At 68.5% G+C, this 26,963-nt stretch carries 10 protein-coding genes; 1 reads left to right on the forward strand and 9 read right to left on the reverse strand.

Annotated features, from left to right (window positions below; genetic code table 11):
- Positions 1 to 18 precede the first annotated feature (18 nt).
- Positions 19 to 2,589, forward strand: a complete 2,571-nt coding sequence (locus tag SMIR_RS05015) for an RNaseH domain-containing protein (protein WP_212726649.1) — start codon at positions 19 to 21, stop codon at positions 2,587 to 2,589.
- 217 nt (positions 2,590 to 2,806) lie between these two features.
- On the opposite strand, the gene SMIR_RS05020 is transcribed toward SMIR_RS05015, so the two are convergent.
- The 9 genes from SMIR_RS05020 to SMIR_RS05060 form a co-directional block, all read right to left on the reverse strand.
- Positions 2,807 to 4,075, reverse strand: a complete 1,269-nt coding sequence (locus SMIR_RS05020; RefSeq protein WP_212728294.1) for an IS256 family transposase — start codon at positions 4,073 to 4,075, stop codon at positions 2,807 to 2,809.
- A gap of 222 nt (positions 4,076 to 4,297) precedes the next feature.
- On the reverse strand, positions 4,298 to 6,460 hold the full coding sequence (locus SMIR_RS05025; RefSeq protein WP_212726650.1) for a DEAD/DEAH box helicase: 2,163 nt from the start codon (positions 6,458 to 6,460) through the stop codon (positions 4,298 to 4,300).
- A gap of 54 nt (positions 6,461 to 6,514) precedes the next feature.
- On the reverse strand, positions 6,515 to 7,867 hold the full coding sequence (brxD, locus tag SMIR_RS05030; RefSeq protein ID WP_212726651.1) for a BREX system ATP-binding protein BrxD: 1,353 nt from the start codon (positions 7,865 to 7,867) through the stop codon (positions 6,515 to 6,517).
- A gap of 121 nt (positions 7,868 to 7,988) precedes the next feature.
- Positions 7,989 to 10,907 (reverse strand): BREX-2 system phosphatase PglZ, encoded by a 2,919-nt coding sequence (pglZ, locus tag SMIR_RS05035; protein ID WP_212726652.1) that lies wholly within the window; start codon positions 10,905 to 10,907, stop codon positions 7,989 to 7,991.
- Positions 10,907 to 14,806: a BREX-2 system ATPase PglY gene (gene pglY / locus SMIR_RS05040; protein ID WP_212726653.1), complete on the reverse strand. Its 3,900-nt coding sequence runs from the start codon at positions 14,804 to 14,806 to the stop codon at positions 10,907 to 10,909. Before pglY ends, pglZ begins: the two co-directional genes overlap by 1 nt.
- Before the next feature lie 23 nt (positions 14,807 to 14,829).
- The gene (gene pglX, locus SMIR_RS05045; protein WP_212726654.1) at positions 14,830 to 18,582 is read right to left on the reverse strand and encodes a BREX-2 system adenine-specific DNA-methyltransferase PglX; all 3,753 of its coding nucleotides are present in this window, start codon (positions 18,580 to 18,582) and stop codon (positions 14,830 to 14,832) included.
- 64 nt (positions 18,583 to 18,646) lie between these two features.
- The gene (gene pglW, locus SMIR_RS05050; protein WP_212726655.1) at positions 18,647 to 23,314 is read right to left on the reverse strand and encodes a BREX system serine/threonine kinase PglW; all 4,668 of its coding nucleotides are present in this window, start codon (positions 23,312 to 23,314) and stop codon (positions 18,647 to 18,649) included.
- Positions 23,315 to 23,879: 565 nt separating this feature from the next.
- On the reverse strand, positions 23,880 to 25,331 hold the full coding sequence (locus tag SMIR_RS05055) for an argonaute/piwi family protein (protein ID WP_212726656.1): 1,452 nt from the start codon (positions 25,329 to 25,331) through the stop codon (positions 23,880 to 23,882).
- On the reverse strand, positions 25,331 to 26,821 hold the full coding sequence (locus tag SMIR_RS05060; protein WP_212726657.1) for a DUF4365 domain-containing protein: 1,491 nt from the start codon (positions 26,819 to 26,821) through the stop codon (positions 25,331 to 25,333). The genes SMIR_RS05055 and SMIR_RS05060 overlap by 1 nt, the downstream gene beginning before the upstream one ends.
- Positions 26,822 to 26,963 lie beyond the last annotated feature (142 nt).

Below are 26,963 nucleotides of genomic sequence, written 5' to 3' on the forward strand. Positions count from 1 at the left end.
TACCGGGCCCTCGACAGCGTGCTTCGGGCAGTCCACGGAGACTGGGTACGCTGGCTGCTGCACGACGACGGAACGATCCGGATCGTCGCCCGCAGCCAGCTCGATCCAGAAGACCTGCGGGACGTACTGACCTTCTGGGCCGAAGCCGTCCTACCTGGACAGCAAGGGGAGCAACTCGGACGGCTGCTGGGCGACATCGCGGCCGACACCAACGCCGTCCCTGGACCGGCCCCGCTTCCAGCTATCCGAGGCGGGCAGACGGAGCACTGGTGGGCAGCCGAACTCGCCGCCTGGAACCTCGCCGAACAACTGGCCGCAAGTCCGTGGACCCTTGACGGCCAGGAGATCACGTGGCGCATGGACACTCACGGTGTCCTCAATGCGTGGGATCACACCATCGCCGGACCCCCGAACCGCCACGGACAGCGGCGATACCAGATGCCACGCCTTTCCGTGTCCCAGGGCACCAGCGGTCACCTGCCCGACCCCGTCCTGAACATCAACGCGTACGCCACCTTGCTGGCCCGTTCCTGGTACAAGGTGCGCACAATCACCCATGACCTCCCCGGTCTGCCGCTACTGCTTACCGCCCGCACCGACGGACCTCGCACGGCACCCCGCCTCAATGTGCCCATGGTCTCCGTAGCCCGCCGTCTGGCCGGCAAAGCAGACCTTCCTAGGCCATGGGACCTCAGGGGCCTCTCGGCCCTCCCTGACGATCTGGACACCATCAGCCTCACGACGCTGGGCTCTCTACGGGCCATTCAGCCCAAGACCGAGTCCGCTCCGCTCGGCCGCGGCATGGGCATGGAGTTCTACCGGCAAGTGGAACAACGGGTCGCCGCGGTCAATCCCGACCTGGCCGCACGCCAACCCCACTATGTCGCTGTCCCCAAGCTTCCCCTGCCCCATGTCTCCGGCGAACGCACCCACAAGGGGCTCATCCAGCCCGAGGACATTCCCGTCACTCTGGACGCGGCGCACATCAACAACCTGAGGATCGTTGCCCTCTGGAGCAACGACAGTGTCTGCGCCCGCATGCGCCAGGCCCTCATCACACAGTTTGGTCTACCGACCGACGCCCTCACCGGCCCCGAAACCACCCACCGCTGTGCAGACGACCGAGTCGAGATCGTTCTTCGCCACGACAAGCACAACATCTTGGCCCACGGCACGATGACCGCGACCCAGCGCAGAGAGCTCCTGCACCACCACCCCGAACTGCAACCCCGCTCCGGGTGGACGATCTCCGTCTTCGGCGAAACCCAAGGTGCTCAAACGAACGCCCACACCCCACACGCCCAACGAGAAGAGCTTGAACAGCAGGACGGCAAGCACCTCTCCCAGCGCGCCCTAGCCACGCATGGGGTCGGCACCCAGTACCTGCAGTACATGGCCGAGAAGCCACCTGCACTCGGTGAACGAGATAGCGAAGAGACCGACGACGAAACCCTCCACTCGGCAAAGCCCAAGGCCAAACCCTCGGCACAAGCAGAGGCCAGGCAGCGCGCCGCCTGGCAGAAGCAGAAGCAGCACACGGCTCTCAACGCAGTCCGCGACCTTCTACGCCGCCACGGCCTGGTAGACGCCCGTCTCAGCCACGCCTTCGCACCCATCGGCCTCCACGGCGTCTGGCACATCGGCATGTGGCTACGACGCCATGCCACCCGAGCAACAGCCGGCCGTGGAGGAACCCAGCAGCCAGCGCCCGTCACCCTCACCTTCACAGCCATGCGTCCGGCGAACGGCACCGACGGCGGCCCCTGGCAGACCTGGGCATGGTCCCCACGCAGCGCCCGCTGGCAGCCTTACGCGCAGGCCACCACCCAACTCCACGCCGACGACCTGGGAATCCCCATAGACGAGGAGCAAATCGCCCAGGCCGCCCACAACGCACTCGCCGCCGTCCGACGCCAACTGCCAGAGCCCCGCCCCTACATCGTCTACGTGGATGGAGATGCCACGGAGCGGATTTGGACCGGCCTTCGCGACCTGTCCCTGGCCGGCGAGCAGCCCCCGGAACTGAATACCCCGCGGTGGCTCCCTGGTGGGACCCTGCCGGCAACGCAACGACCCATCGGTGTCGTTCGCGTCTTGCCCAACTCCCAGCGCCTTGCCCGCCCTGTAGGTACCGAACGGTGGGTCCTGGACAAGTCCACAGGTCAGTGGGCCAAGCAGACCAACCACACCGTACGCATTCTCTTCCAGCTCCAGGCCCCAGGACCTGACCATCTGCGCATCGCCAGCTTCGCCCTGCCGAACATCCCCAAGAACTACGCTGAGCTGAAGCACCGCCCAGGCCGTGACTGGACTCGCTGGTCAACTCAGGCAGAAGACAGCCTGCGCAAGATCTTCTACGCGCACACCAGTACACACTTCACTGCCATTGCCCTCGACGCCGACGCAGATCCAGTGTGGATGGGCAAAGCGGCGGCCATCCTCACCAACCAAGCAGCGGCCTGGGACTACCGCCAGTCCCTCCCCACACCGCTACACCTGGCCCGCAAGATGGACGAGGACCACCCCCACCACCGGCGATCTGTCGAACAAGAAGGCGCCAAGGAAGAGGACGCCGCTGATCCTCGATGACCCTCCCCCGGCCTCCATCCCACAGCGCCGTCTTCCCCACCCACAAAAACAAGGCGGTCTCGCGGAGTTCGATGCTGCCGTCGGGCAGCGCACTGCGCTGACGGAGCCCAAGGCGACCCGTGCGACTCCCAAACGTGGGAGACGCACGGGTGGGTCTATCAGGAATTAGGTGTGATTCGTCTGTTTGGCCTACGAGTTGTTCGGTGGGCTGTTCGGCCTACACTCGTCCGGCGGTAAGGCGGCCGTCGAAGAGGACGTCGAACTCGTTGAGGGCGGACTTCCAGCGGTTGTTCCAGCGCTGGCGGCCGCGGCCGGTGGGGTCGAGGGCGAGGGTGGCGAGGTAGAGGCGTTTGAGGGCGGCCTGCTCGTTGGGGAAGTGTCCGCAGGCCTGGGCCGCGCGCCGGTAGCGGGAGTTGAGGGATTCGATGGCGTTGGTGGTGTAGACGACCTGGCGGATGGCGTCGGGCAGGCCGAGGAAGGGTACGAACTCGCTCCAGGCCCGCTGCCAGGTGCCGGCGATCGAGGGGTAGCGCTTGCCCCACGCGGTGTCGAAGTCGGCGAGCCGTTGCCGGGCCTCTTCCTCGTTGACGGCGGTGTAGACGGGCTTGAGGTCGCGGGCGACCTCGGCCCAGTCGCGGCGTGATGCGTAGCGCAGGCTGGCGCGGATGAGGTGGACGACGCAGGTCTGCACGACGGTCTGGGGCCAGACGGTGTTCACCGCGTCGGGCAGGGCGCTCAGCCCGTCGCAGACCAGCATGAGCACGTCGCGGACGCCTCTGTTCTTGATCTCGGTCAGGACGGTCTGCCAGTACTTGGCGCCCTCGCCGCCGTTCCCGGCCCACAGGCCGAGGATCTCGCGGTAGCCGTCGGCGGTGACCGCGATGGCCACGTAGACGGGCCGGTTGGCGACGTGACCGTCCCTGATCTTGACGTGCACGGCGTCGATGAAGACGACCGGGTAGACCGGATCGAGCGGGCGTGTGCGCCATTCCGCCATCGATTCCAGGGCCTTGTCGGTGATCGTGGAGATGGTCTCCTTCGTGGTCGTCATCCCGTAGGTCTGGGCGAGGTGGGAGACGATTTCGCCGGAGGTCAGGCCCTTGGCGGTCAGCGAGAGCACCAGGTCGTCCAGCGCGCCGGTGCGGCGGGCGTACGCGGGCAGCATCCGGGGCCGGAAGGTGCCCAGCCTGTCTCTGGGGACCTGCACCGTCACGGCGCCGACTTCCGTCATGACCTTCTTGGTCCGGTAGCCGTTGCGCATGTTGCCGCCTGAGCGGGACCCGCGCCCGCCGCTCCGGCCGGCCTCGGCGGCCAGGTGTTCGTCCATCTCGGCTTCCAGGGCGGCCTGCATCAGGTGCTGGGCCAGCTCGGGCAGCAGCCCGCCCTCGCCCATCAGCCGCAGCCCTTCCCCGCGGACCTTCTCGGCCGCCAGCGCGGCCAGCTCCTCCAGCAGCTCGCTGGACAGACCGTTCTGAGACACCGGCATCGACTTCACGTCGGCACCCTGGACACTGCTGTCAGCCACGGCAAGCGACACGCGGTCCACGGTCTCAATCAGGTGACCTGTCGTCGTACTCATCAGATGACTCCTTCGGGGAGGAACACACCTGATTCATGACACTCCCGCACGGGTCGCGTGCGGCATGCGCGCCTTACGTCAGCCACTGCGCGAACGATCGGTTCTTCGACGGACCACAGTCTTGGGTATTCAGCTGCTCCATTCCACCCGTACGGGCTCGCGGGCGGCGGCAAGGGCGCTGTCGAAGTCGGCGAGGCGTTCGGCGAGCGTGGTCGTGGCGAGTCGGGGAGGGAGGGCGGCGGAGAACTTGAGGCCGCGGACGGCGCGCGGGTCGACGGTTGGCAGGGTGAGGGAGTCGGGTAGTTCAGCGCGGGCGGACTTCCAGTCGGCGGGGGAGAGGTCCTGGCGGAGGCGGACGTGGGTGTCGGTGGGGCGCTGCACAGGGTCGGCGAGATTCCCGAGGGAAGCTGTGAGGGTGGCGTTGGCGCGGTAGCCGGCCCAGGTCCACCAGCGTGCGGCATCCGCGTCGTGCACCAGCAGGGTGCCCGCCGGGTGCACTTCGTGGGGTGCGCGGTCCATGCGGAGTTCGGCAAGGGTCGCGGTGGCGCGGCGGGTGAGGCGGACGTCGGGGTCGGTGCCGAGGAGGACGTCGCGCATGGCTCGGGTGAGGGCGTACGACAGGCCGCGGGCTTCGCTGCCCTGCCATTTCGCGATGCCGCCGTCTTCGACGGGTTCGACGAAGGCGCGGCGTCGGGCCCAGTCGATGAAGGTGACCTGCCAGCTGCGGCCGGCCAGGAGCAGGCGGCGCGGGCCTTGGCGTTCTTCGGTGAGGACGGTGGGGTCGGTGGTGCCGATCTCGGTGCGCCCGGCGAGCACGGTGAACTCGGGGGGTGCGGTGAAGGAGGCGGTCAGTTCCATGAAGTGCCGTCGGCCGAAATGCTTCTCGGCCTCGGGGCCGACGAACAGCATGCCGCCGTCGCTGTCGAGGAAGCCGCCGTCGAGCAGGTGGGACAGGAGGGGGGCGGCGGAGCGGTCGAAGGGGGCGAGGCCGTTCCACTGTTCGGGCCACAGGCGGTCGCCGATGCGGTGTTCCTGCAGAGTGACGGCGAGGAGTTGCTGTACGACGAGGTGGCGGGGCGAGGGCGGCGGGGTCACGGGTTCGACCCAGCCGCGGGCCCACAGGGTGAGCAGGCCGGCGGCTTGGAGCAGGGTGTCGGGGCGGGTGGTCAGGAACAGGCAGTTGCGGGAGGTTCCGGTGCGGCGTCCGGTGCGGCCGATGCGCTGCAGGAAGGAGGCCACGGTGCTGGGTGAGTCGATCTGGACGACGCGGTCGAGATCGCCGACATCGATGCCGAGTTCGAGGGTGGAGGTAGAGACGATGACGCAGTCGCGGGCTTCGGCGAATGCTTGCTCGGAGCGTGCGCGTTCGTCGGTGGAGAGGGAGGCGTGGGAGAGGAACACGGTGACGTCGCGGGCTCGCAGTGCCGCACCGAGTTCCTCCACCTGCTTGCGGGAGTCGCAGAAGATGAGCCGCTTTTCGCCCAGGTGCAGGGCGGAGATCACCTTGGCGGCGTTGGCGAGGGATCCGACATAGTCGAGCTCTACCTCCCCTGCGGGGCGCGGGAGGTCTCCGGAGCCGGCTGCAGCGGTGCCGGTGGCGGCAGGCAGGATGACGCCGGGGGCGACGACCCGGCCGCGGCGGTCGGCGGGGCTTGCGCCCTGGAGCCAGGTGAGCAGAGTGTCGGGGTTGCCGACAGTGGCGGAGAGGCCGATGCGCTGGATGCGTTGGCCGGCCAGTCGCTCCAGGCGTTCGAGCACAGCGAGCAGGTGCCAGCCACGGTCGTCCCCTGCGAAGGCGTGCACCTCGTCGACGACCACGGCGCGCACACGGCCCAGCATGTGCGTGTGGTCGGTCTTGACGCTGATGAGCATCGCTTCGAGAGACTCGGGTGTCGTGAGCAGGAAGTCAGGGGAATCGGTGCGGATGCGGCGGCGTACGGACTCAGGGGTGTCGCCGTGCCAGAGCGCGGCTCGGCGTCCCAACCACTGGGCGTAGCTGTCGACCCGGTGCACCAGGTTGTTCAGGAGCGCCTTGAGCGGGGCCAGGTAGAGCACGGAGGTACCGGTCCAGCGCTTCTCCCGCATGGCGGACAGCAGCGGGAAGGTGACAGCCTCCGTCTTCCCGCCTGCCGTCGGGGCGAGCAGGATCGCGTCCTCGCCGTCCATCAGCGGATGTACGGCAGCCTTCTGCAGGGGGCGCAGATCGGGCCACCCGAGCGTGTTGACGATGTGGTGCAGGACGACCGGGTCGAGGCGTCCCACCGGGTCGGTGCCGCGCGGCTGATCCTGCACGTCTGTCACTCCTGCACTGGTCCATCAGAGTTCGGGACTTCGAGAAATAGGTCTTCAGAGCTCGAGGTCGAGGTCATCCGCCGAGGCCGCCGGCGCGGGAGCGGCGAAGTTCCGTTCAGTGGCCGTGAGGTCGCCGCTTCCCACCGTCAGCTTGTAGTGCGTGCGCGGGTCGAAGTCGGAGAACTGGTCGATCCGGTCGAGCACATCTCCGACCAGCTTCTTCAGGTACAGCCGTGGTGCTACTCCGACCTTTCCACCGAGGGCCCCGCCCACGGCCCGTGCCAGGTCGGTGAGGTAGGCGTCGTCGGCGAGCTGCTTGATCCGGTCGGGAGACTGGGAGCCTTCGGCGAAGAGGTCACGGATGGTGGCACCCAGGCCGGTCAGTGACTCCTCGGTGAATCCGGGCAATCGGATTTGGACGGCCCGAGGGTTGTCGAAGCGGGGGTCCGTGGTGAAGTCGGTGGCGAGGCGCTGGGCGAGCGGTGCGAGTCGCTGTACGCCCTGCTGTCCGTCGTAGAAGGCGGGCGTGCCGGTGATGACGAGGTACAGGCCGGGGAAGCGGCCGGAGTGGACCTCGTCGATGAGCTGCCGCAGTGCGTTGAGTGCCTTGTCGCGGGCGTCGGAGCGGACCCGTTGCAGGGTCTCTACTTCGTCCAGGACGAGGACGAGTCCGGCGTGTCCAGCGTCCCGGAGCACGGTGAGCAGGCCCTGCAGGAAGCCGAAGGCACCGAAGTGGTCCAGCTCCCCGCGGACTCCTGCGCTGCGTCGGGCGGCTGCGGCGACGTGTGGCTGGCCGCCGAGCCAGGCCATGACCGCGGCGGCGGTGGCCTCGTCTCCGGCGTCCAGGGACTGTTTGTATCCGCGCAGGGCGGTGGCGAACGCGGGGGCGTGCCGGGATACCTCGGCAAGGCGGGCGGTGAGCAGCTTCTCCACGGCCTGCGGCAGCTCGTTCTCGCTCGCGCCGTCGGCGAGTGCGTCCTCCTCCAGTGCATAGAACCAGGCGTCGACGACCGGCCGCAGGGCGCTGGGCGGGAAGCTCGCGGTGGTCAGGCGTTCGGTGAGTCGCCGGTAGACGGTCTCCAGCTTGTGCAGGGGGGTCTCGGTCTCCGACACCTGTATTTCGGCTACGGCGAAGGTGCGTCGTTTGGCGCGTTCTCCGAGCCAGCGGGTGAAGAAGGTCTTGCCGGATCCGTACTCGCCGCGCACGGCCTTGAACACCGAGCCGCCGCCGGCGACGGTGTCCAGTTCCTCGTCAACTGCCCGCTCGAAGCGGCCGAGGCCGGTGGCGAGCAGGTCGAGGCCGCTCTCGGGGACGGCGCCGCGCCGCAGCGCGTCCACCACGGCGCGCCGTCGCACGGCCCCGACCGGGGTGGCGGCCCCGGATGCTGAAGATCCAAACGCATTCACCCGAACAGTCTCCCATCCGGCCGCTCACCCGGCCGAACACCGATGCGGACGCCCGGCCGCCGATACGCGGACCGGGCGGGCCGGGAAACCGGCCCGCCCGTCGCAACTGCAGTACGCCGGTTCACAGCCCGAACTGCTCGATCAGCTGCGCGCGATGCAGGCGCAGGGTTCGATTGTCGGGGAGGATCTCCAGGATCTGAGCCCCGTCGTAGTTGAGAACCTGGGCCAGGGTCGCAGCGAAGCCGGGGGCACGGGTGGCGGGCTGGCCCGCTCTTTCGGCAAGAGCGGTCATCGGCAGGGTGCCGGCCTCGACGAGCACGGCCAGCGCCTTCGGGAGGACGGTCTTATCGCGTGGCTTACGGGCGAGCAGGTCCAGCTGTGCCTGATACAGCTCGGTGGCCATGAGGCGCTCGACCAGGGCGACAGCAGGGTCTTCGGACTCGTCGGAGGAGGATGTGGTCTCAGGCTCGGCCGCGGAGTCGGCGGGTTCCTGTGGTGCGGGGGTCGCCACCTCGTCCTCGCCGAACAAACTGATAGCGCCCTCGGGCACGGGCGGGGCGGCCTTCCTGCTCTGCTTGCGGCGCGGGCTCGCCACGGAGGCGTCGGGCACGGCACCAGCGTCAGCTTCGTTCTTGGCGCCGGGCTCGACTGCGGCACCGCCCTCGGCGTCCTCCGTCCACCAGGAGGGTGTCGGGTCGCCCAGCTCCCGCCATCCGGTCGGCGGCTCGGCGCCGAAGGGCAGCAGGGCGAGCAGTGGAATGGTGAACTCGGCGAGGGTCGCCCCGCCGTGGTAGCCCGCCTTGAGCGCGGTGTACCGCGTGTCGTGGTCTCGCAGCGCGACGATCCGCGATCCGGGCTCCGGCCAGACCACCCGTGGTCCGGACAGCTCGATCTCGGCCGGTGTGACGGGCCCGCCGGGGGTGCGGTGACGGGCCGACCCTATGGTGCTGCCGGCCGCGTCGATCTTGTTGCCGCGCCGCTCGATCACATGGCCGTGGTCGGAGGTGAGGAGCACGGTCATGCCGTTCGCGCGAGCGGCCCGCAGCAGCGGGTCCAGGCCGGCGATCTCCTTGGTCTGCCATGCGCCGTCGCCGAGTTTTTGCTCCTTGGCGAGGCGGTCGTCGACGGTGTTGAGGACGACCGCGACATGGGTGCGTTCGTCGGCGAGTGCTTCGGTGAGGGCGGTGGAGAAGGGCGAGCCGGTGTCGGGGCCGCGCAGGTCGTCCTTGTGGAAGACGGCCGCCGGGGCTCCGTTCCAGCAGGGGTGCTGGGGGAAGAGCCGTTTCTCGTCGCTCTGGTCGCCCTTCATCAGGGTGCCCGCGAACAACGAGGTGCGGGATACGGCGGTGAGCGTGGGCAGCGCGGCGGCCACGGCACGCCGGACGGGCGCTCCGGTCGCGTCGGGCAGCGGGTCGAACTCCGCCCACTGTCCGCGCAGTTCTGCGCCGAGCTCGGCTGCTATCGCCGCGCTCATCCCGTCGATGAGGAGGAGCAGGACCCGTCGGCCGGTGCAGGCCACGACGGGTGCGACGACGCGGTTCAGGAAGCTCTCCACGGTGAGCATGGCGCCGGGGGCGGTGCCGTCCGCGGTCCACACCGCGAGCCGCTCGGAGAATGCGCGGTCCAGCTCGCGGCGCTTGTCCCGCGCTTGGGCGCCGATCCGGCTGTACGCGTCGGCGAGTACGTCGTCCGAGTCGCCGCCGGCTTCCAGGTGTTCCAAGGCCCGGTCCACCCAGCCGAGTTCGCGGATCTGGCGGGCGGTGCCGTCGGCCACCGAGGCGACGTCGGCCCCTGGCTGGCCGGCGAGCCACTGCCGCAGCCGCGCCGCCATCCGTACTCGCTCGATACGGGCCGTGGTGGCGCCGTCGGCGGCCAGGGCGTGGTCGGCTAGCGCGGTGACGGCGGCCGTGACCGTCTCGGTGCCGCCGTCGGTGAAGGCGCGGCCCGCGGCTGTGAACCGGGCGTCGAGTCCGGCCGGGAGCAGCGGGCTGGCAGCGGCGGCGGCCTGCGCCCCGAACTGGGCGACGAGCTGTGCGGCCCGGGTCAGGACCGGGTCGGCGAGCCGGTGCTCGCCCCGGTCGACTAGACCGCGGACGTACGCCTCGCCGCTGTGTCCGAAGGAAGCCAGGAGTCTGTCGAGTTCCTCGCCCTGGGCGGGTGGCTGTTCGCCGAGCCACCGCTCGGCTCGCCCCCGCGCCCGGTACAGGTCGTGGTCGGCCTCCGCGTGCCCCCATAGGGCGGCGCAGACGACCGCGTACGCGGCTGCGTCCGCTCCGTGCTCGGCGTCCACCAGGGCGGTGATGATCTTGCCGGTGGATCCGCCCTGTTCGGGTTCGGCGAGGAAGCGGGCCAGGCCGGCCCGTTCTGGTCCGCGGAGGTCGCGCAGAAGGTCGGGGCCGCCAGGGGTGAGGGTCCACCGGAACAGCGCAACGGGGTCGATGCGGTCTCCGTCGTCATGTGCGGCTGGCCCCCCAAGCGCGTCCGTGTCGTGGCGGCCGAGCCTGAGCCGGCGCCTGGCCAGCCGGGTGAGGGCTTCGTCGCGGGAGAGTACTCCCTTGCCCAGCGAAGGCCAGCCGCGGGTGGCCGCCGCATCGAGGAGCGCTTCGGCCGCCCAAGTCTCGCCGCGCAGCCGCCCGTCGAGACCGCGCGCGTCGAACGCCTCCTGCACGACCTCCCAGTTGTCGACGGACCGGATCCTTCCGCCGTAGACGCGGGCGAGCAGCCCAGGGTCGAGGTCGGTGTCCTCGCGGTCGGTGAGGACGACCAGGACCTTGGGGTCGGGGGCAGTCGCCGCGTCGAGGTGGCCCAGGATCTGCTCGTGGACGGCGAGCACCGAGGGCGCGACGGCCACCCGCGCCCGCAGCCCGCCCGCCGTCTGCTGCACGGCGGGTCCGTCCCAGGCGGGATCAGCCCGCAGCAGCAGGACTCGGACCGTGCCGTCGCCGAGCCGGCTGCGGGCAGCGAGGTACTGGCGAACAGTTCCCGCGGGCAGCCGGGCGGGACCGGCGGTCGTGGGTGCCGTCGTGACGGTGTCGGACATCAGTCGACGACCTTCCAGACGACCTCGACGATGGCGTTGGGGTTCTCGGCCGCGAGCGCCGCGATCTCCGCCTGCAGCTCGGCGGCGGCCCGTGCGGCGGTAGTCCGCCCACCGCCGGAGCGGGCCACGGACCGCGACGGTGTGCGGGGCCCCGGCTGGGCCACCGGCTCCGGCAGCACCTGCGGGTGGGCGGAGCCACCGTTCAGGTCCACACTGTCGGAACTCGGCATCGGGGTAGCGGGCGGTTGGGGACGCTCGGCTGTGCCCTGCCGAGACCTCAGCAGGGACAGCACTTCCCGGCCGCCGGCATGCAGCACTCCAGGCAGATCGGGATAGTCCCCCGGATCGCCGGCGGCGGCATCCCGCACCCGCTCCAGGACGGCCGCGCCGTCCACACCGAGGGTGTCGGCCAGGCCCAACTGGTCCCAGCTCGTGTTCTGCAGCGCGGCGGCGACCTTCCCGGCGCTCTTGAGGGACATCCCGTACCGGTGTGCGGTGAAGTCGCCGAGGTCGAAGCATGCGAGCCGGTCAACGACGGTCTTGGCCTCGACGCTGGTTTCCGTCACCGACTTCACCAGCTCCTGCGCCCGCCTGGCGAGGACGAGGCGGGGCGAGTCGTCGTCGAGGCGGAGGAAGGCGCGGTGCTTCTCCAGTTCCCCGACGAGCCGCCCGGCGTCCTGGGCGAGCGCTGCGGCCGCCTGCTTGATCTGTCCGGCGAACTGGTTGACGATCCGCCCGCGCCGCAGTTGCGGCGCCCGGTCCCCGAGGATGGTCTCGTACCGCTTGCGCGCCTTTGTCCAGTCTTCCTCACTGGGCAGAGGCTGCTCGCGCAGGGCGTAGTCCCGCTTCAGTTCGTGCGGTGCGGGCGCGGGTTCGACGGGGACGCCGCCGCGCACCCACACCCGGTCGGTTGTCTCCGCGTAGGCGGCGGCGAGCAGTCGGCGCAGCGGCTCGGGCAGTCCGCGCGGTTCGGGAAGGTCGCTCCAGTCGGAGAGTTTGACCAGGGTCGGTTCTGCGGTGCCGTCCCGCCGGGCCTGGCTGGTGAAGTGGTCGGGCCAGGTGGTGGACTGCCGGTAGTACGCCTCCCGCATGGCGCCGAGGCCGAGGCCGCCCGCGATCCGCGCCATGGTCCCGCGGTCCTTGCCGTCGACCTCGACCTGTCCGTCGCGGTCTTCGGCGGCCTTGCGTACGTACTCGAAGACGGTCCTGATCTCGGCGGGCTTCACGGGCTTGCCGGTGCCGTCGGGGTCCAGGTCGGGGTGGGCGGGGTACTGGTGGGCGAGCAGCTTGCCGGCCAGGTCGCGGGCGGCGGCGTCCAGCGGCGCGCCGAGCGGAAGCCGAAGCTCGGGCACGTCTTGCTGGGCGACCAGGTGGGTGTCGAAGCCGAGGTCGACGACCCCTTCCTGCTTCTGTGCGAGCCCGTACGCCTGCCGCAGCCCCTGGGTGACGCGCTCGGTGAGGATGTCACGCTGCGACTGCAGCATGCTCTTGGCGCGCGCCTTGTCGTCGGCGTTGAGGCTGCGTGCGAAGTCGGAGTCGAAGCGGGCCTCGTCAGCGAGGGCCTTGTCGATGACGACGAGACGCTCGAAGTCACTGCGGGAGGCGTCGGTCAGGTGGGTGGGTAGCCAGGCCAGAGTGCGCGAGTCGCCGCCCGGCTTCTCCCGCAGGGAACGCAGCCGCTGCAGGTCGTCCATCGGACCGAACTCGCCCTCGTCGTACGGGAAATCGACGACGAGTCGCCAGGCGGCGTCCTGGCTGGGCCGCAAGGTCGCCTCGGACAGCGAGTCGACGTCGGCGACGTTGCCGAAGACCACCTCGACCTGCCGTTCGGTGCCCTTCCACACCAGGTCGAGCACGTCGTACGCGTCGAAGCCGCCGGGCCCGTCACCGACGCCGAGCGCGTCCTTGAGCAGGCTGCGCATCTTGGCACGCCGGTTGCCCAGGTTGTTGTGGACCTGGGCGTTGGCGAGGACAGCGTCCAGGTCGACGCCGGTGAGCTCCAGACGGACCACCGCACCTGGCCCGGTACCGATGACCTTGATCTCCGGGAAGGTCGCCGCCCACTCCTTCGCCTTCTGCTCGAGACGGCCGACTTCGGTGCCCGCGATGCGGGTGGTGATGGAACCGTGGTTGAGGGCGTGCAGCCGCGCCAGGGTGAGGTCGGCGAGCGCGGGCACGCTGGGCGCGAGTGCGGAGAGCAGCACGGTCTGCAGGAGTCGACTGTCGCCGGTGAAGTCGCGGCAGCGGGCGGCGAGCTGCGGGTCGCCGAGGGCATCAGGACGGCGTCGGTACGCTTCGGCCTGGTCCTCGGTGACCTGGTTGGTCTTCAGCAGGTACGGGCGGAGCTTGTCCCGGTACAGCTTGTCGGCGGCCTCGAAGTGGACGCTGGTCTCCCCGCTGAACGCCTTGTCGCCGCCGCCCGCGATCGCCGGATACAGATCGCCGAGCGGCACAAGCTGCCCGAGCCGCCAGTCGTCGCGGTGGTCGACGAGCAGCTGACTCATCAGCTTCAGGCCGGTGCGGGAGCGCTGCAGCGCGCCGGAGATGTGCACCAGGGTGTCCATGAACGCCGGCGGGAACGGGTACGTCCGCCGGAAGGCGTCCTCATCTGCGCCGGTCGTGGACTTGTCGTGACCAAGCAGGGTGTCCCACACATCCGGGCCGAGCTTCTTGGCCTCAGCGAACGCCGCCTCCACCTTCGCCTCGGCCTCGGGGGTAGCGGGCTTGAGTAGACGGGCCTGCGCGATCTGCGGGAGGTTGCGGTCCTCCAGAACGATCTTGTCGAATCGCCCGCCGCTGAGCTTCAGACTGTCCTGCACGGCAGCCTCGGCGGCCCCCGACATCTCTTCGCCGACCAGTTCGCGCAGGTCACGCTGGCGGGCGATGAACGACACCACCGGGATGGCGCGCCGCTCGTCACCGCCCTCCACGAAGTTAGTGATCTTGTCGGCTTCGCGTGAGACGAACCTCTGGTCGTGGATGCGGGAGGCCAGCCACAGGATCAGCTCGTCCATGAAGAGGACGAGCCCGTCGTAGCCGAGAGACTTGGCGTGCGCGGCGATGATGCCGAGCCCCTTGTCCAGGGAGACGAACCCGTCGGCGTCCTCGGAGGCGTTGCGCGAGAACGACGGGAACAGGGTCTGGGTGAGGTCCTGCACGAGACGGGCCCGCAGTTCCCGCGGCGTGGAGGGGTTCTCCAGGTCGAGATCCTTGGTGTTCTCGTGCTCCTCCGGTGCGTTCGTTGCCTGGTCCAGCAGCTCGGTGGTCCAGGCGAAGGAGTCGCCCCACTCGTCCATCTGGCCGTCATCGGCGTCAGCGAGCTGCTCGATCACCCGGTCGTCGCCATTGCGGCGGCGCTGCTCGGCGAAGTCCTCGAAGAGCCCGTCGGTCCGGTAGACCTGCGGCAGCAGGCAGCCGGGGTGCAGTTTGCGTACGTGCTCCACGTACTTGCCGAGCACACGTTGCTCCAGGGACTTGGAGCCCAGCATGTGGTACGGCACCAGCAGGAACTTGCGGTCGTCCGCGTCCAGCCAGGAGTGTCGGGCCCGCACCGGGTCGAGGTCGCCGCGCTCCCGGGCGGCCTGGTTCCGCGACAGCAACGCGTACAGCACCGCCATGAAGTGCGACTTACCGGAACCGAACGAGCCGTGCAGATAGGCAGCCTTCGACGAGCGACTGTCGAGCGCAGACTTAATCAGGTCGAGGGCCTCGTCGAAGTTGCCGAGCAGCCGGTCGGTGACGACGTAGTCCTTCAGTGCCGCCTCGGCCCCCTCGGGGGTGACCGCCTCGTTCAACTTCAGCACGAAGTCGGAGGTGGACACCGACTCCGGGATGTCGATCAACTCCCGCAGCAGCGGCCGGTCCTCAGTGCGAGAGTTGTTCCTGCTCATGAATGCCATGGTGTCTTAGCTCCTCGCCCTGGTCAGTCGGACTCTGCGCCGGTGAAGGCATCGGTAACGGTGTCCGTGTCGGACATCTGGACGGCGGCCTTCGCACCGGTGCGCTTCTTCGGCGCGACGGCCTTCCTCGCGCCGCCCCCACGGGTGGCGGCGACCGGGCGCCAGGCTCGCAGTGCGTCATCGGTCAAACCGAGCTCGCCCTGCTTCTGCTGACGGAACGCCAGGATTTCGGCGGCCGGCGATGCCCCGAACTCCGGGTCGTACTCGCCGTACCACTGCTCCAGCCACGGTTGCAGCTCAAGCAGGCCGGCCAGGTAGGGCGGGAGGTCGTCGTCACCGAGCCCGGCCTGCTGGATGTACGAGGCGAGGGCGAGAGCCTGCTCCAGGTGGTCCCAGCCGGCCCACCCGTACAGCTCCGGCGACTGCGCGTTGACCGTGCCGTACGACACGAACCGCTCCTTGGGTACGTCGAGTTTGCCGCGGTTGCGCCAGTAACTCGGCCTCAGGAAGTCGGGAGGAGAGGATGTGTACTTCGGTGGCACAGGGGTGCGCTTGCGGATCTTCCGCTTTGCGAGCTCGTCCGGCTCGGCGTCCTCCTCACGCTGCAACTCCCACACGTGCTCCCAGTCGGCGCGCTTCTTTAGCCCGGCCGGCTTGTATCGCAACGCGGACACGAACGGCACGTGTTCCTCGGACAGCAGCTCGCGTACGGTCTTCGCGAGGTCCTGCCTGGGCGCGTACAGCTCGGCGACGGACGCGAAGTCCTCGTCGGCAGACAGACTTTCGGCGAGGCGGGCGACGGTGGTGACAGTGGGGTTGCCGCTGGCGTCGAACCAGTGCGTGCGATCCTCGACCCGGTCGAGGAGCCAGGACATCAGCGCCTTCTGCCGCATTGCGTCCCAACCGTCGGTCGCCCAGCGCCGCTTGTACTCGGGACGCTCCACCATGCCGATGGCGCGGTTCGACTCGATGACCTCGATGCGTTTTTGCACGAGAGCGCGGTAGTCGGCGGGCCAGTGTGTGGGAATCTCTGTGATCGGCGTGAACTTGTGATTGTGGTGACGGAACCAAGATGTACTTACCTCGCCACGTTCCAACTTACGGGCGAGCGCGATAGCAAATGCCCGTTCCGCTGGGGCGATTTCTGGAACATTTGCGGGGTCTGAAAAGAGCGCCTCGTCCAGCAAGCCGTAGAGGGTGTAAACTTGCCAGTCGAGCTCTTCCTGTAGCGCGATCATTCGAGCACGAGTCGACTCATAGTGGGCTTGAGCGTCGCGAAGGGTGGCGGCAGTGGGAGTGTCTCTGTTGGTGAGCGCTGCGGGAGTAGACGCGGAAAGCTGGCGAGCCAAGGTGTCCAGCTCGGCTGAGAGTGCTACGGGATACTCTGCAGGGAGTGGGAATTCTTCGAGCTTCGTCCCTGTGAATTCGAATCGATGCTCCCAGGGCTCATCGGCACCAGCCGTGTCAGCACCTGGACGCCCCTTGTCGTGGCTCACTTGGCGGAGCCAGAACCCGGCTGTGGAGCTATTGAGCAGCCCAAGTAGCCGCACGTGCTCCTCTTCTGTTGCCCCCTCTTGCAACTTAATCACCGGAGCGGAACGATTGAACACTTTCCCGCCCCGATCCAACACAAAGTGATTGTGCGTTGCCACAAAAGCGAAGGTGAGCGACAAAGGCGTGGCGTAACGCTCCGGCACCCACCGATACCAGGCCCACCATTCCTTACCCGTGTCGGCCTGAGATTTCCCATCGAAATCCTTGGTCGACTGAAGTTGGGTGCGGAGAGGCCACAGGATTCGCCCCCATGGGCTGTGCTCATCCCACGGTAGGGACTTCAGATCCGCCGAGTAGGGCACGATAGCTGATTCGACACATCGAGTTTCCCAGTCCCTGACTACTTCGCCAATGATCAGATCACGTGCCACGCCACTTTCGATGCCCTTGCGTTCCAGAGCAGCAGGCGTGCTGATGAAAGCGTCATCCTGGCCAGGGAAGCTGGCGAAACCAATCGGACGAGACAGGATGCTACGCAGGCCACCCAGCGCTGCAGATGCAATGGACTGGTTGAGCTCCAGGCCGCCATCCGTGAGAATCCACGGTTGCTTCGAGAAGTAGCGTTCCCGATGGAGATCGCCAACCGATACCCATTGACATGGCGAGCCAGGAGAATTGATCTGCTCGACGATTGCCCGCCACACCAACCCCTCCTCCGCCTTCTCCGGAGCCGAAGGCTCACCCTGCACACTCCGCACCGTTCGGATCGTCGCCTGCCGCTTCGATCCCTCCCTCGGCCGCCCCACGAGAATCACCGTCGGTGTCCCGTGCCCCGGAATGTATGCCCCCGACGTGTCGATGACTTCGGTGAGTTCGACTTTGTGCGCGAAATACTCCTCGATGAGCTTCGTGCCGAACTCTCGCTTCATGAAGGAGTTTGCCGTGATCTGGCCGACCATGCCATAGCCGTTTCCGTCGGCCCCACCCCGCTTGGCCAGTTCGAAGAACCGCTGGGCAAAGGGGATGGATAGCGCGTACGTTCCCGCGCACGCGTCGTACAGCTCCCGGTACAGCTGGTTGAGCTTCTTGTCCTTGACCGTGATGTACGGCGGGTTCCCCACCACCACGTGGTAGCGCCCCTGCTGCAGGATCTCGGGGTACTCGTGCACGTCCTCCGTCGCGTACGAGAAATCAGCCAGCGGGTCACCAGCCGGGCCGCTGCCCTCCGCCTCGAGCCCGAGCCCCAACTGCAGCTCCAGCTGACGGTCCTTGATGAGTGAGTCGCCGACTGCGAGCTGGATCGGCCACTCGTACTGCCGCGCTTCCTCGAACGTCCGCATGCTGCTCGCAGCCATCGCTGCGACCAGGAGCCGGAAGCGGGCCACCGCGACCGCAAACGGGTTGAGGTCAACCCCGTGCACGGAGCCGAGGGCCGCCCGCACGCGCTCGTACGGGCCCACCTCGGGCCGCTGATCGGCCCACATTCGCACCAGCCGCCGGAACGCGGTGAGCACGAAGTGTCCGGACCCGCAGGTCGGGTCGATCATCTTCAGCTCTGCGAAGCCGAACTCCCGCACAGCAGGGGTCATTGTCCGGTCGAGGATAAACTCTTCGACGAACTCCGGCGTCTGTAGCAGTGCGTACGTCTTGCGGGCCGCCTCGCTCAGGTCCTGGTACAGGTCGCCCAGGAAGTGAGTGTCCCAGCCCTCGGTGCCGTCCTCGCTCAGCGGGTCCGTGAAGTCGTGCACGAGCACCGGCTCGCTGTCGCCGTTCTCACCCTCGCCAGCGCGCTGCTCCCGCCAGAACGAGAGCAGCGCGCCCGCCCCGTCGTGAGAGAGCGGGATCTGGTACAGCGGGTTGTGCTCGCGGTCGAAGAGCAGCCGCCCGGCCTGCCCGGTACCCAACTCGGCGAACGCGGTCTCTAGCCACCCTCGGTAGGTCGGGTCGGCGTCCTTCTCCAGGTATTCGTCGTACCGCGCCTGGGCGGTCTCCCGCCCGGCTACTGCGGGCGCGGTGATGTACGGCTCCTCGATCAGCCGGTTGTCCTCGCTGAACCGGACGAAGACCGTGCCGAGCACCCAGGCCACCGCAACCTGGGTGATCCGCTCGCCGAGCCAGGCGTTCCACGTCGCCGCTGTACGGCCCAGCTTCCGGGCCTGCTCATACTCGCCGCGCAGCCGCGTCCCGACCGCGGGGACGGCTTTGACCTGCTGCTCAAGGTCGGTCTCTGCCGCCTTGACCTGCTTCTGCAGGTCGGCGAGGAGACTCTTGCGGTCGATCACGAACGGCTCCTGTGGAGAAAGGGGAGAAGACGGGAGAAGGTCGGGTCAGAAGGGAGGAAGCGGGTCAGGCGTCGGGCGCGAGGTGCTTGCGCGCTACCCAAGCGTCGGGCACGACGATCCACTCGTCGAACCCTGCCTGGTACGGCACGCTCTGCCCAGCCAGCCGCGGCGCCCGCGCCGGGTCAGACTGGGCAACGAGCAACCACAGCGGGCTAACGCCCTGCCGCGCTTCCTCCGCGAGCCGCCCGAGCAGATCCAGAGCGTCATACCGAGCGAGTACCGCGGTGTCGGTGAGGAGCAGCGGGCCGTGCCCCTGCGCCAGCTGTTCTTGCAGCCGCGGTTCGATGCGCCCCCACGCCTTGTCGGTGCGGATGCGCAGCTGCTGGTGGGCCCGGCTGCCCGGTTCGGCGGCGTCCGCCTTGAGGACGGTCTGCCAGGTCGGACGGGCCGAATCGCCGACCACGCCGCGCAGTTCGTCCACGAAGAGTCCGGTCAGCGACACCGGCCGTACCCCGTACGGCTCGCCTGCCAGCCGCCGCACCGCTTCCTCGGCGCGCCTCTGGGGCACGGTCAGAACCCGGAAGCCGTCCTGCTGTGCCGAGTGCGCGAGCCGCTGCTCGGCCTTGACGGCGGCGGCGACGGCCGTGTCTGCGTCGTACTGGGTGGGCGCGGAGCGGCGCGCCGACGAGGCGCCCCAACTCGCCGAGGTCAGCCCGGCGGTGGCGTCCCCGGACGGACGGTCCGGGATGAGGCGGAGCACCTTGTCGTAGCGGGTGGCCAGCTTCAGTTCGAAGCCGGCCTGCTTCAGGTCGCGGACCAGGGCGCTGCCCGTGGGCAGCTCGCGTGGAGCCAGCGGATCGGTGCCCAGCTCGGGGAAGCGGGTGGCGACCCGCTTGTGCAGGGCGTCAACCGTCAAGCCCGGCTGCCGCTCCTCCTCAACGCTCGGCTGCACAGCGACCACACCGGCCTGGGTGATCCTCAGCGCGCGCACCAGGTCCAGTTCGCGCGGATAGATCTCCAAGCGCGGGGTGAGGGCGGCCCGTGTGGAGGCGGCGACCGCGATCTCGGCGGTGCGTCGCTCGTCCCAGCCCAGGCTGCCCGGCGGCCGTCGCACCGCGTCCAGCTCGGTGAGTACCGTGCTCGCCGTCGGCAGGGATTCGAGCGCCGCGAGCCGGTCGGCCCGCGCGCCCAGGTTGAGCGCGTAGTCCTGCAGGGCGGGCAGTGTCGGGGTGTCGGGGCCGTCCACGCCCTCCCGGACATCCAGAGCGAGCAGGCCGAGCACCGGATCGGCGCCCTTGGGCATCCGGGCGTGGAAGTAACGGAACAGCGGCGGGGACTCGTTGTCGTAGCTCTCCCGCTCCACCACCGCGCGCAGCAGCGACAGGGCGAGCGCGCGCCGGTCACGCCGCTCCACGTGCTGGGTGCCGCGCCGGGCGATCAGTGCATCGGCAAGTTCGATCACCGGGGCCACCCGGCCGCGCTCGGCAAGGAGGTCCACCACCTGTTCGCGCAACAGCCCCAGGGCCGGGTCTTCGTACCAGCGCTCGCGAGCCTTCTTCACGATCTGCGGGATACGGCCCGCGGTCAGACCCACCAAGACGGCGACGTCCCGCTGCCGGACCCACGCCAGGCCCTCGGGCAGCTTGCCCACCTCGTCGGGCAGCCGCAGCAACAGTCGGACTGCCTCCCGCTCCTTAGCGTTGGAGCGAGCACTGCCGCCGGACGGCCTCGGCACCAAACGGGCGGCGAGCGCGTCCAGGCTCAGTGCGCTCAGAAGCTGCGGGTCGGTGACGTCTCCGCCGCTGACGTCGACTGATTCGGCTACCGCCTGTTCCAGCTCGGTGATCTCCTGGCCGGCGGCCTTGCGGGCCTCTGCGCTCAGTGGCGCGGGGGCCGCCTTGCCGAGGCGGAGGTTCCACTCCTTCTGCCGGCACTGGATCTCCTCCCGGGTACGCGAACCCATACCCGGCGCGGTGAGGAACTTCCTCGCCGAGTACTCCAGCACGTCCCCGACAGTGTTCAGCCCCATGGCGAACAACTGAGACTGCGCGGAGAGCGTCAGGCCCGCTACGGACAGAGGCGTCGTACGGTCGGCCCTCGCCGCCTGCTGGTCACGAACCTGCTCGGCGGACGCGTCGTCGTCCTCCCGTCCGATCTGAGGCCCGGCTTCCCCCGCGCCCACGGTGCTTTCCGCCGTACCGTGCCCGGAGCTCGGGGCCGTCGTCCGCTGCGCGTCGAGGAAGAGCGCCTGCCAGGCACGCTCCATCGGCTTCAGGTCCGAGAACCGGTCCTTCACGTCCCGGGCCAGGGCCTTACGGAAGAAGGCGACCAGGCCGTCGCGCACCGCCGGCTCGAAGGCGTCCGCCGCGAGCTGCGGGTACGGCCACTCCTTCGAATCGGTCTGCCTGGCCGTGATCCCGCCGTCGCCCCATCGGGGCAGCTCGTTCGACGCCATCTCGTGCAACGTCACCGCCAGCGCGTACCGCTCGGCGTGACCGTCGTACGAGCCGCGCGTGATGATCCCCAGGAACGGGTCGAGGTAGCCCTCGGTGCCCGCATCGATCTCCCTCGCCGGGTATCCGGCGAGGGAGAAGTCGATCAGCACGAGCTGCCGGGTGCCGTTCGGACGGATCCGAATCGCGATGTTGTCCGGCTTCAGGTCGCGATGCCAGATTCCTTCCGCCTCCAGGTGCTCCACCGCGCCGAACAGGTACTTCCCGTACGCCTCCAGCTGGTCCATGCCCAGGCGGCCGTTGTCCCGCAGCTGGCGGGCGACGGTGTCCTCACGCCGCCTGGGGCCCTTCCCGTCGCCACGGTCCTGCTCCTTCAGCTCTCGGCTGTCGCCCACGTATTCGAGAGCGACTACCCGACGACCCGCGAGAGTGAGTGGCTCCCGCTCGTACAGCGCGATGATGCTGGAATCCCGGTGGATTCGACCCAGGACCGCGGCCTCCCGGTCCAGGACCCCATGCTTGGCCTCGCTCAGCGCAACCTTCAGCACAGCCACCGGCAGGGTGCCGCTGCGCCGCGGCTCGCCCGCGAGATCCCGCACCAGAAACGCCCGTGAGGTCGATCCCGTGCCGAGCCGACGCACAACCTCCCAACGCCCGGCCAGTACATCTCCAGCCACCGCCTCCAGCGGGTCCTTCTCCGGCTCGCTCTGACCCTCGACCGTCTCCGATGCCGGCCCGCCGCCCCCGCCCGCACCTACAGCCGCGTTCCCGCCAGCGGAGTCCTTTTCGGTGAATGCCTGCTCGACGTACTCCAGCATTTCCAGGAAATCGTCGACCGTGGACAGACGTCGGCCCGGTTCGTACGCGGTGGACGCCTCCACCAAGTCATCGATGTCCGGGTTGAGTCCGTCAACCAAGGCGCTTGGACGCAGACTCTCGCCGGATTCCAAGCGAACCATGACCTCACTCTGGCTTGCACCTGGCGCCTGCCCGGTGACCAGCAGATACGTGAGGACACCGAGCCCGTACACATCGAGGCGCACCGGATCGGCCTTCGGAACTCTCAGCTCCGGTGCCAGATACGGATCAGCCTGCTCCGAGACGTGGAACCCGGACACATTGGAAGGAGCCAGTGTCAGGGGCCGACCGCGGCTGTCGCTTTGCCCGGTGGCGATCTGCCAGTCCGCGATCTGAGGCCACGGACTCAGCCAGCGCTGCTCCTCGCCGAGCTCCCGCCCGCGCGGGCCTCGGTCACGCGGAATGACGTGCACCGCGTGTGCGGACAGCGTGCGGTGATGGACACGGCGGGAGTGCGCGGAGCGCACCGTCTCGGCAAGCTGCCGCACAAGCGCGAGCCGGCCCCTCAGGTCCAGCTGCTCCCCGTGCTGCACCAGAAAGCCGTCCAGTCGCAGCGTCTCCGGGTGGTAGTCGAAGAGGATCGCCGGCCCAGCCGGATGCCCCGACGGCAGGTAACTTTTCAGCTGCACCGCGCCCGGGTGCCGGAACCGGCTGAGCACCAGCGCCTCGCGAGCGGCGGCCCGCTCCACCGAACGCCGCTCGGCGTCGGAGGCACCGCGCTCACTGAGGAAGACCCGTACCCGCGCCAGATCGTGCAGCTGGGAGTGGCGGCCCAGATAGTCGGCCCAGGTGGGTCCGGAGTCGAACGCCTTCGCCTCCAGGAGATAGGAGCCCACCTCGTACTGGCGGCGGATCGGTGCGATGCCGAGCTTCTTCAGGGCCGCGTCGACATGGCGAGACGTCTCGGCCGTTATCCGGCGCCGGGCGTCTCCCGGCGGCTCGGTGAGCATGTCCACGAGCTGCTTGACCGTGAACACGCCGTTCAGATCAGCGGCCGGAAGGTTCACACGGAGCTTGTCATCGGTGAAGCAGACCGCCTCACCCACCCAGATCTTCGGCCGATCCCCGGGCCGGCCGGAGACGTCGTTGATCAGGCCGGACAGTTCCTTGGCCTTCCGGTTCGCCAGGTGCAGGGGGTTGCCGTGTCGCCGCTGGGTCCCGCCGGGCGTGGTCTGCACCCAGTCGTTGCCGCCGCCGTGTACCGAGCCGTGCCAGTCCTTCAGCTCGAGGAGGAACACCCCGGCCGGTGAGGTCACCAGAAGATCGATCTCGCGGACATGTCCGCTGTTCGCGGTGAACGTGAAGTTCGACCAGGCGCGCCACGGCTCCTCGTCCGGCAGGCGCCTGCGGATCGCTTCTAGGCCGCGACGCTCGTGCTCGTGCTCGGACTCGGTGACCGCCGTCCACCGGCCTTCCAGCATGCGACTCCCCGCCTACGTCTCTTTAGCGCACACCTGCGCCTGCTGTGGCCCAACGCCCGCATTCAGGAGCATCGAACCCCCGCAGAACGAATCTTAGGGGGCAGGGCTGACAGTGAGACGAGGACTAGGTTTGCTGGGTCCTCAGGGCCACGGAAATCGTTCTGGCGTCCTCGTCGAGGTGTTCGCAGACTGTTTGCAACTCACCGCCGGACGCGAGGGCGCCGACCCGCTCCCGCAAGTGATCGACGATTGCTCGTGCTGACCGCAACCGCGTCGACTCCGGGCAGGTTATAGGCGGAGCGGTACAGCATCGCCTGGACCCTCGCCGCTGGCGAGAAACTCCAAGATCCCGCGAATCGAGCTTCCCCGACACCGTCTCGCCCTTGCTGCCGCCGACGGGATCATGCCGTGATGAGCAGGCCGACCAGGGTGACGTGTCCTCGTCGGAGCCGTCGAGGTGGACCGGGTGCCGCCACGCGAGCGCACGAAGTCCGGTTCCGCGTGCAGTGGGACCGGAACGGACTGCGGCCCGAGCCGACGTACAGGGAAGGGCCCGGTCGGCTGACTACATGTAGTGAGCGTAGCGGGTGGCGACAGCCTGGTCGTGCGGGCAGAAGCGCAGCACGGATTTGACCTGGTTGGCCGTGCGTAGGGTGACGGGGAGACGCCCGTCCAGACGGGTCTGGTTCCAGTTCATCTTGGTCAGAGCGAGGACTTCGGCGGCCAGTTCGCGTGGGTTCCGGGTGGGGCCCACGGGCCTGATACCGATCGGGCGTGGAATGTACATGCCGGGGTAGGTTCGGTAGAATTCGATGCTGCCTGTGGCGTACAGCACAAGTTCACGCTCGCCGAGGGTGATGAGGGTGCCGCGCAGGGGCGGTGCGTCGCCGGGTCGGTAGGCAGCAGCTCCTTCACTGCTGGTGATCCAGCTCATGTCCAGCGTGTCGATGAACCGTTCGTCTGCGGCGTCCTGGAAGCCGCCCACCTCATCGTCGGTGAAGGCCGAGGTCTTGTGCAGCACGATGCGCGCGGGTGCAGTGTGGTGTTCGCGTCGGTAGGCGTCTAGGGCATGGACCAGGAGTGCGTGCGCGTCGGCGCGGGCCAGGTGGGGTTGACGGTCGGTGCGGCTGATCCTCGCCGGCCCTCCGCGCACGATCACTCCGTCACCGCGTTCGTTGAATACTTGCGCGACGGAGGTGCTCAAGGTGCTTCCGTCGACGTTGCGGTAGAACGCGACACCGACGTAGCAGGTCGTGAGATCAGCGGGATTGCGCAGGAGGCGCCACGGGACACCGCCGGCCTTGTAGTAGAGGGCAACATGCAGGTTCCATGCCCGGCTGGCCTTGTCCTGGCGACTGTGGCCCTCGGGAGGCTGGGTGGCTTCGTCCCAGGTACTGCGGCGGATGATCTGGATTGGTTGACGCAGATGCAGCAGCCGCGCTTTGAGCAAGTCGTGGAAGTTGGCGAACCGGGCCGGGGGTGGGTCGTCGAGCGTGTCCTGAGTGGGGAGGTCGCTGGCCTGCTCCCGGCCGCGAGCTGATCGGCTGGCGATGTCGATAAGCTGCTCGGGTCTGGCGACCAGGAGTACATCGACGCGATTCTCATCAGCCAGCGCCCTGATCTCTTCAGCGTAGATGCTCACGGCTTTAGTGAGGGCTGCTGGCTGACTGACGGTCTCGATGGCGCGCAGATCGCGGCTGCTGATCACGCGTGTGTTGCGGTCGCTGAAGACCAGGGTGGTGTGCAGGCCACGGTCGGTATCGCACCCGGGGAATTCCGGGAAGAGATGCGGGTACTTCTCGTCCTTGGCCGCGATGGGTTCCCGGCAGCGCTCCAGCCATCGGCGTAGCCCGTCGAGTTGATCCGCAGGACCGACCAGGCCGACACGGATCGCTCGGGGAGCATCGGCCGCGCTGAGGTCGGCGGGGCCGTAGTTCGTGATCCCGAACCGCGGATCGATGTGCCGGGCCGCTCCGCCGAATTCCAGTTCAGGTTCGTCAAGGACCACCGAGTGCATCACCGGCTTCGCCTCGCACCGCTCGCCCGTCCCTGACGAGGCGTCCGCAGTCCTGCAGATCTAGCCTTGCTGCCGGGATTCCTTCGTCGAGGGACGTCGGTATCTTCGTCGCCGTCCTGAATCAGGTCGAGGAGATCCTGGGTGTCCGTATCCGCGACAGCCAGAAGGGTGTCGAGGCTTTCCTGCCCTGTAGCGGACAAGTCCTGGTCGGGCTCGGGTGCGACCGCGGACGGAGCCGGTCCCCAGGATCGATCGTCGATACCTCGATCGACCGTCACGGTGGCGAGCTCGCCGAACTGTACGGGCCGCGGTTCGGTGAACAAGTCCGCCTCCTTGCGCAGATAGTTGGCCCACACGAGGGTCCAGCCTCGGACCGCCGGGTGCCGGTCCAGGCGTTTGATCCCCGCAATAAGTCGGTCGGCGTAGGGGTGCTCGGTGTACCCGTCGGTGGTGAAGCAATAGTCCGGTTCCAGCTGGCAATACCAGACTCCGTCCAGGCGCCGAAATCTCGTGCGCAATGCAGCGTGGTGGTAGAAGCCAACGCGCTGCGGATCGGCCTTAGAGGTGTGCGGACCGAACACGGTCCGGCCGCGTGACCCGGGTCCCCTGCCCTCTTTGCGGGGCCCCAGGTGTGAGGTCGCGCGGAAGTGCATGTGCTTACAGCCCTTGTGCCACCGCAGTTCCGGATAGGAGTCCTGAACGGACCGGGAGAGCAGATCAGCAAAGCGGTACTGGGTGTCGAGGTCGTCGCTGTCCGCCCACTCTCTGGTCTCGTGCCGCTCGGGATCTCCATCGCAGAGCACCCGCAGAGGCGAGTCCCGCAAGCTGCGGAAGGACAGCACCAGTCCCTCCCGCAGCATCCAGCCGGACTCGCGCCGGCCCCGTGCATCCAGGGCGGCACCGGCCGCGCGGTAGTCGGTGAAGGCTGCCGGGGCCAGATACACGGTCGGCGGCATCTCCATGACGGGCAGCAGATTCGTGGTCAGCACTTCGGTCGTCCGCGCGGGCGGCAGGTACAGGCCCGCCGTCCGCGGCATCGCCAAGCGCAGCAGTGCCTGGGCGGCGTCCCTGTCGAAGCGCTGGGTGTGTTTGTCGATATGCACAACACGGCTAGCACGGCTGACCGCGTCCGGGAACGCCGCCTTGACCTCCGCCCACCACGCCTCATGGCTCTCAGGGTGGGAAAGGACCAAGATGACCGGCGAGTTGCCGGACAGCCAGTGGTCAAGGTCTCGCTGATCGCAGACGTAGTGGAAGCCGTCGTCCGTCTCACCCGAGAAGCGCCGGTCCTGCGCTTTGCTCTGGACTAGCAGGGTCAGGTTCAGAACGGCCCGACTGTCGGGGTCGACCAGATCGATGTGCCCGTCAATGCCGTGATCGACTCGTCGGGGGTGAAAGAGGTGACCCATCTCCAGACAACGTCGTTCGATCAGGGCGATGCCTTTCTCACCGATGAATGTCTGGCGCGTCACGGTCTTGCGATCAGCCATGGCCCCACCCTCCTTGCTGAACACGACCCGTCGACGAGGAGCCGACCGAGGTGCCCATTCAGGGTATGTGGCACCACTGACAGTGAGGCCCGACAACGTCCCCGGAGGCTGCCTTTAATGGAGGTCGAACAGCGGCGGGGGG

The organism is Streptomyces mirabilis, assembly GCF_018310535.1.
Lineage (GTDB): Bacteria > Actinomycetota > Actinomycetes > Streptomycetales > Streptomycetaceae > Streptomyces.

Bases quoted from the DNA above. Each gene is read 5' to 3' on its own strand.
- pglW (WP_212726655.1), bottom strand. From the start codon at position 23,314: ATGCTGGAAGGCCGGTGGACGGCGGTCACCGAGTCCGAGCACGAGCAC.
- pglY (WP_212726653.1), bottom strand. From the start codon at position 14,806: ATGGCATTCATGAGCAGGAACAACTCTCGCACTGAGGACCGGCCGCTG.
- SMIR_RS05020 (WP_212728294.1), bottom strand. From the start codon at position 4,075: ATGCCGGTGTCTCAGAACGGTCTGTCCAGCGAGCTGCTGGAGGAGCTG.
- SMIR_RS05055 (WP_212726656.1), bottom strand. From the start codon at position 25,331: ATGCACTCGGTGGTCCTTGACGAACCTGAACTGGAATTCGGCGGAGCG.
- SMIR_RS05060 (WP_212726657.1), bottom strand. From the start codon at position 26,821: ATGGCTGATCGCAAGACCGTGACGCGCCAGACATTCATCGGTGAGAAA.
- pglZ (WP_212726652.1), bottom strand. From the start codon at position 10,907: ATGTCCGACACCGTCACGACGGCACCCACGACCGCCGGTCCCGCCCGG.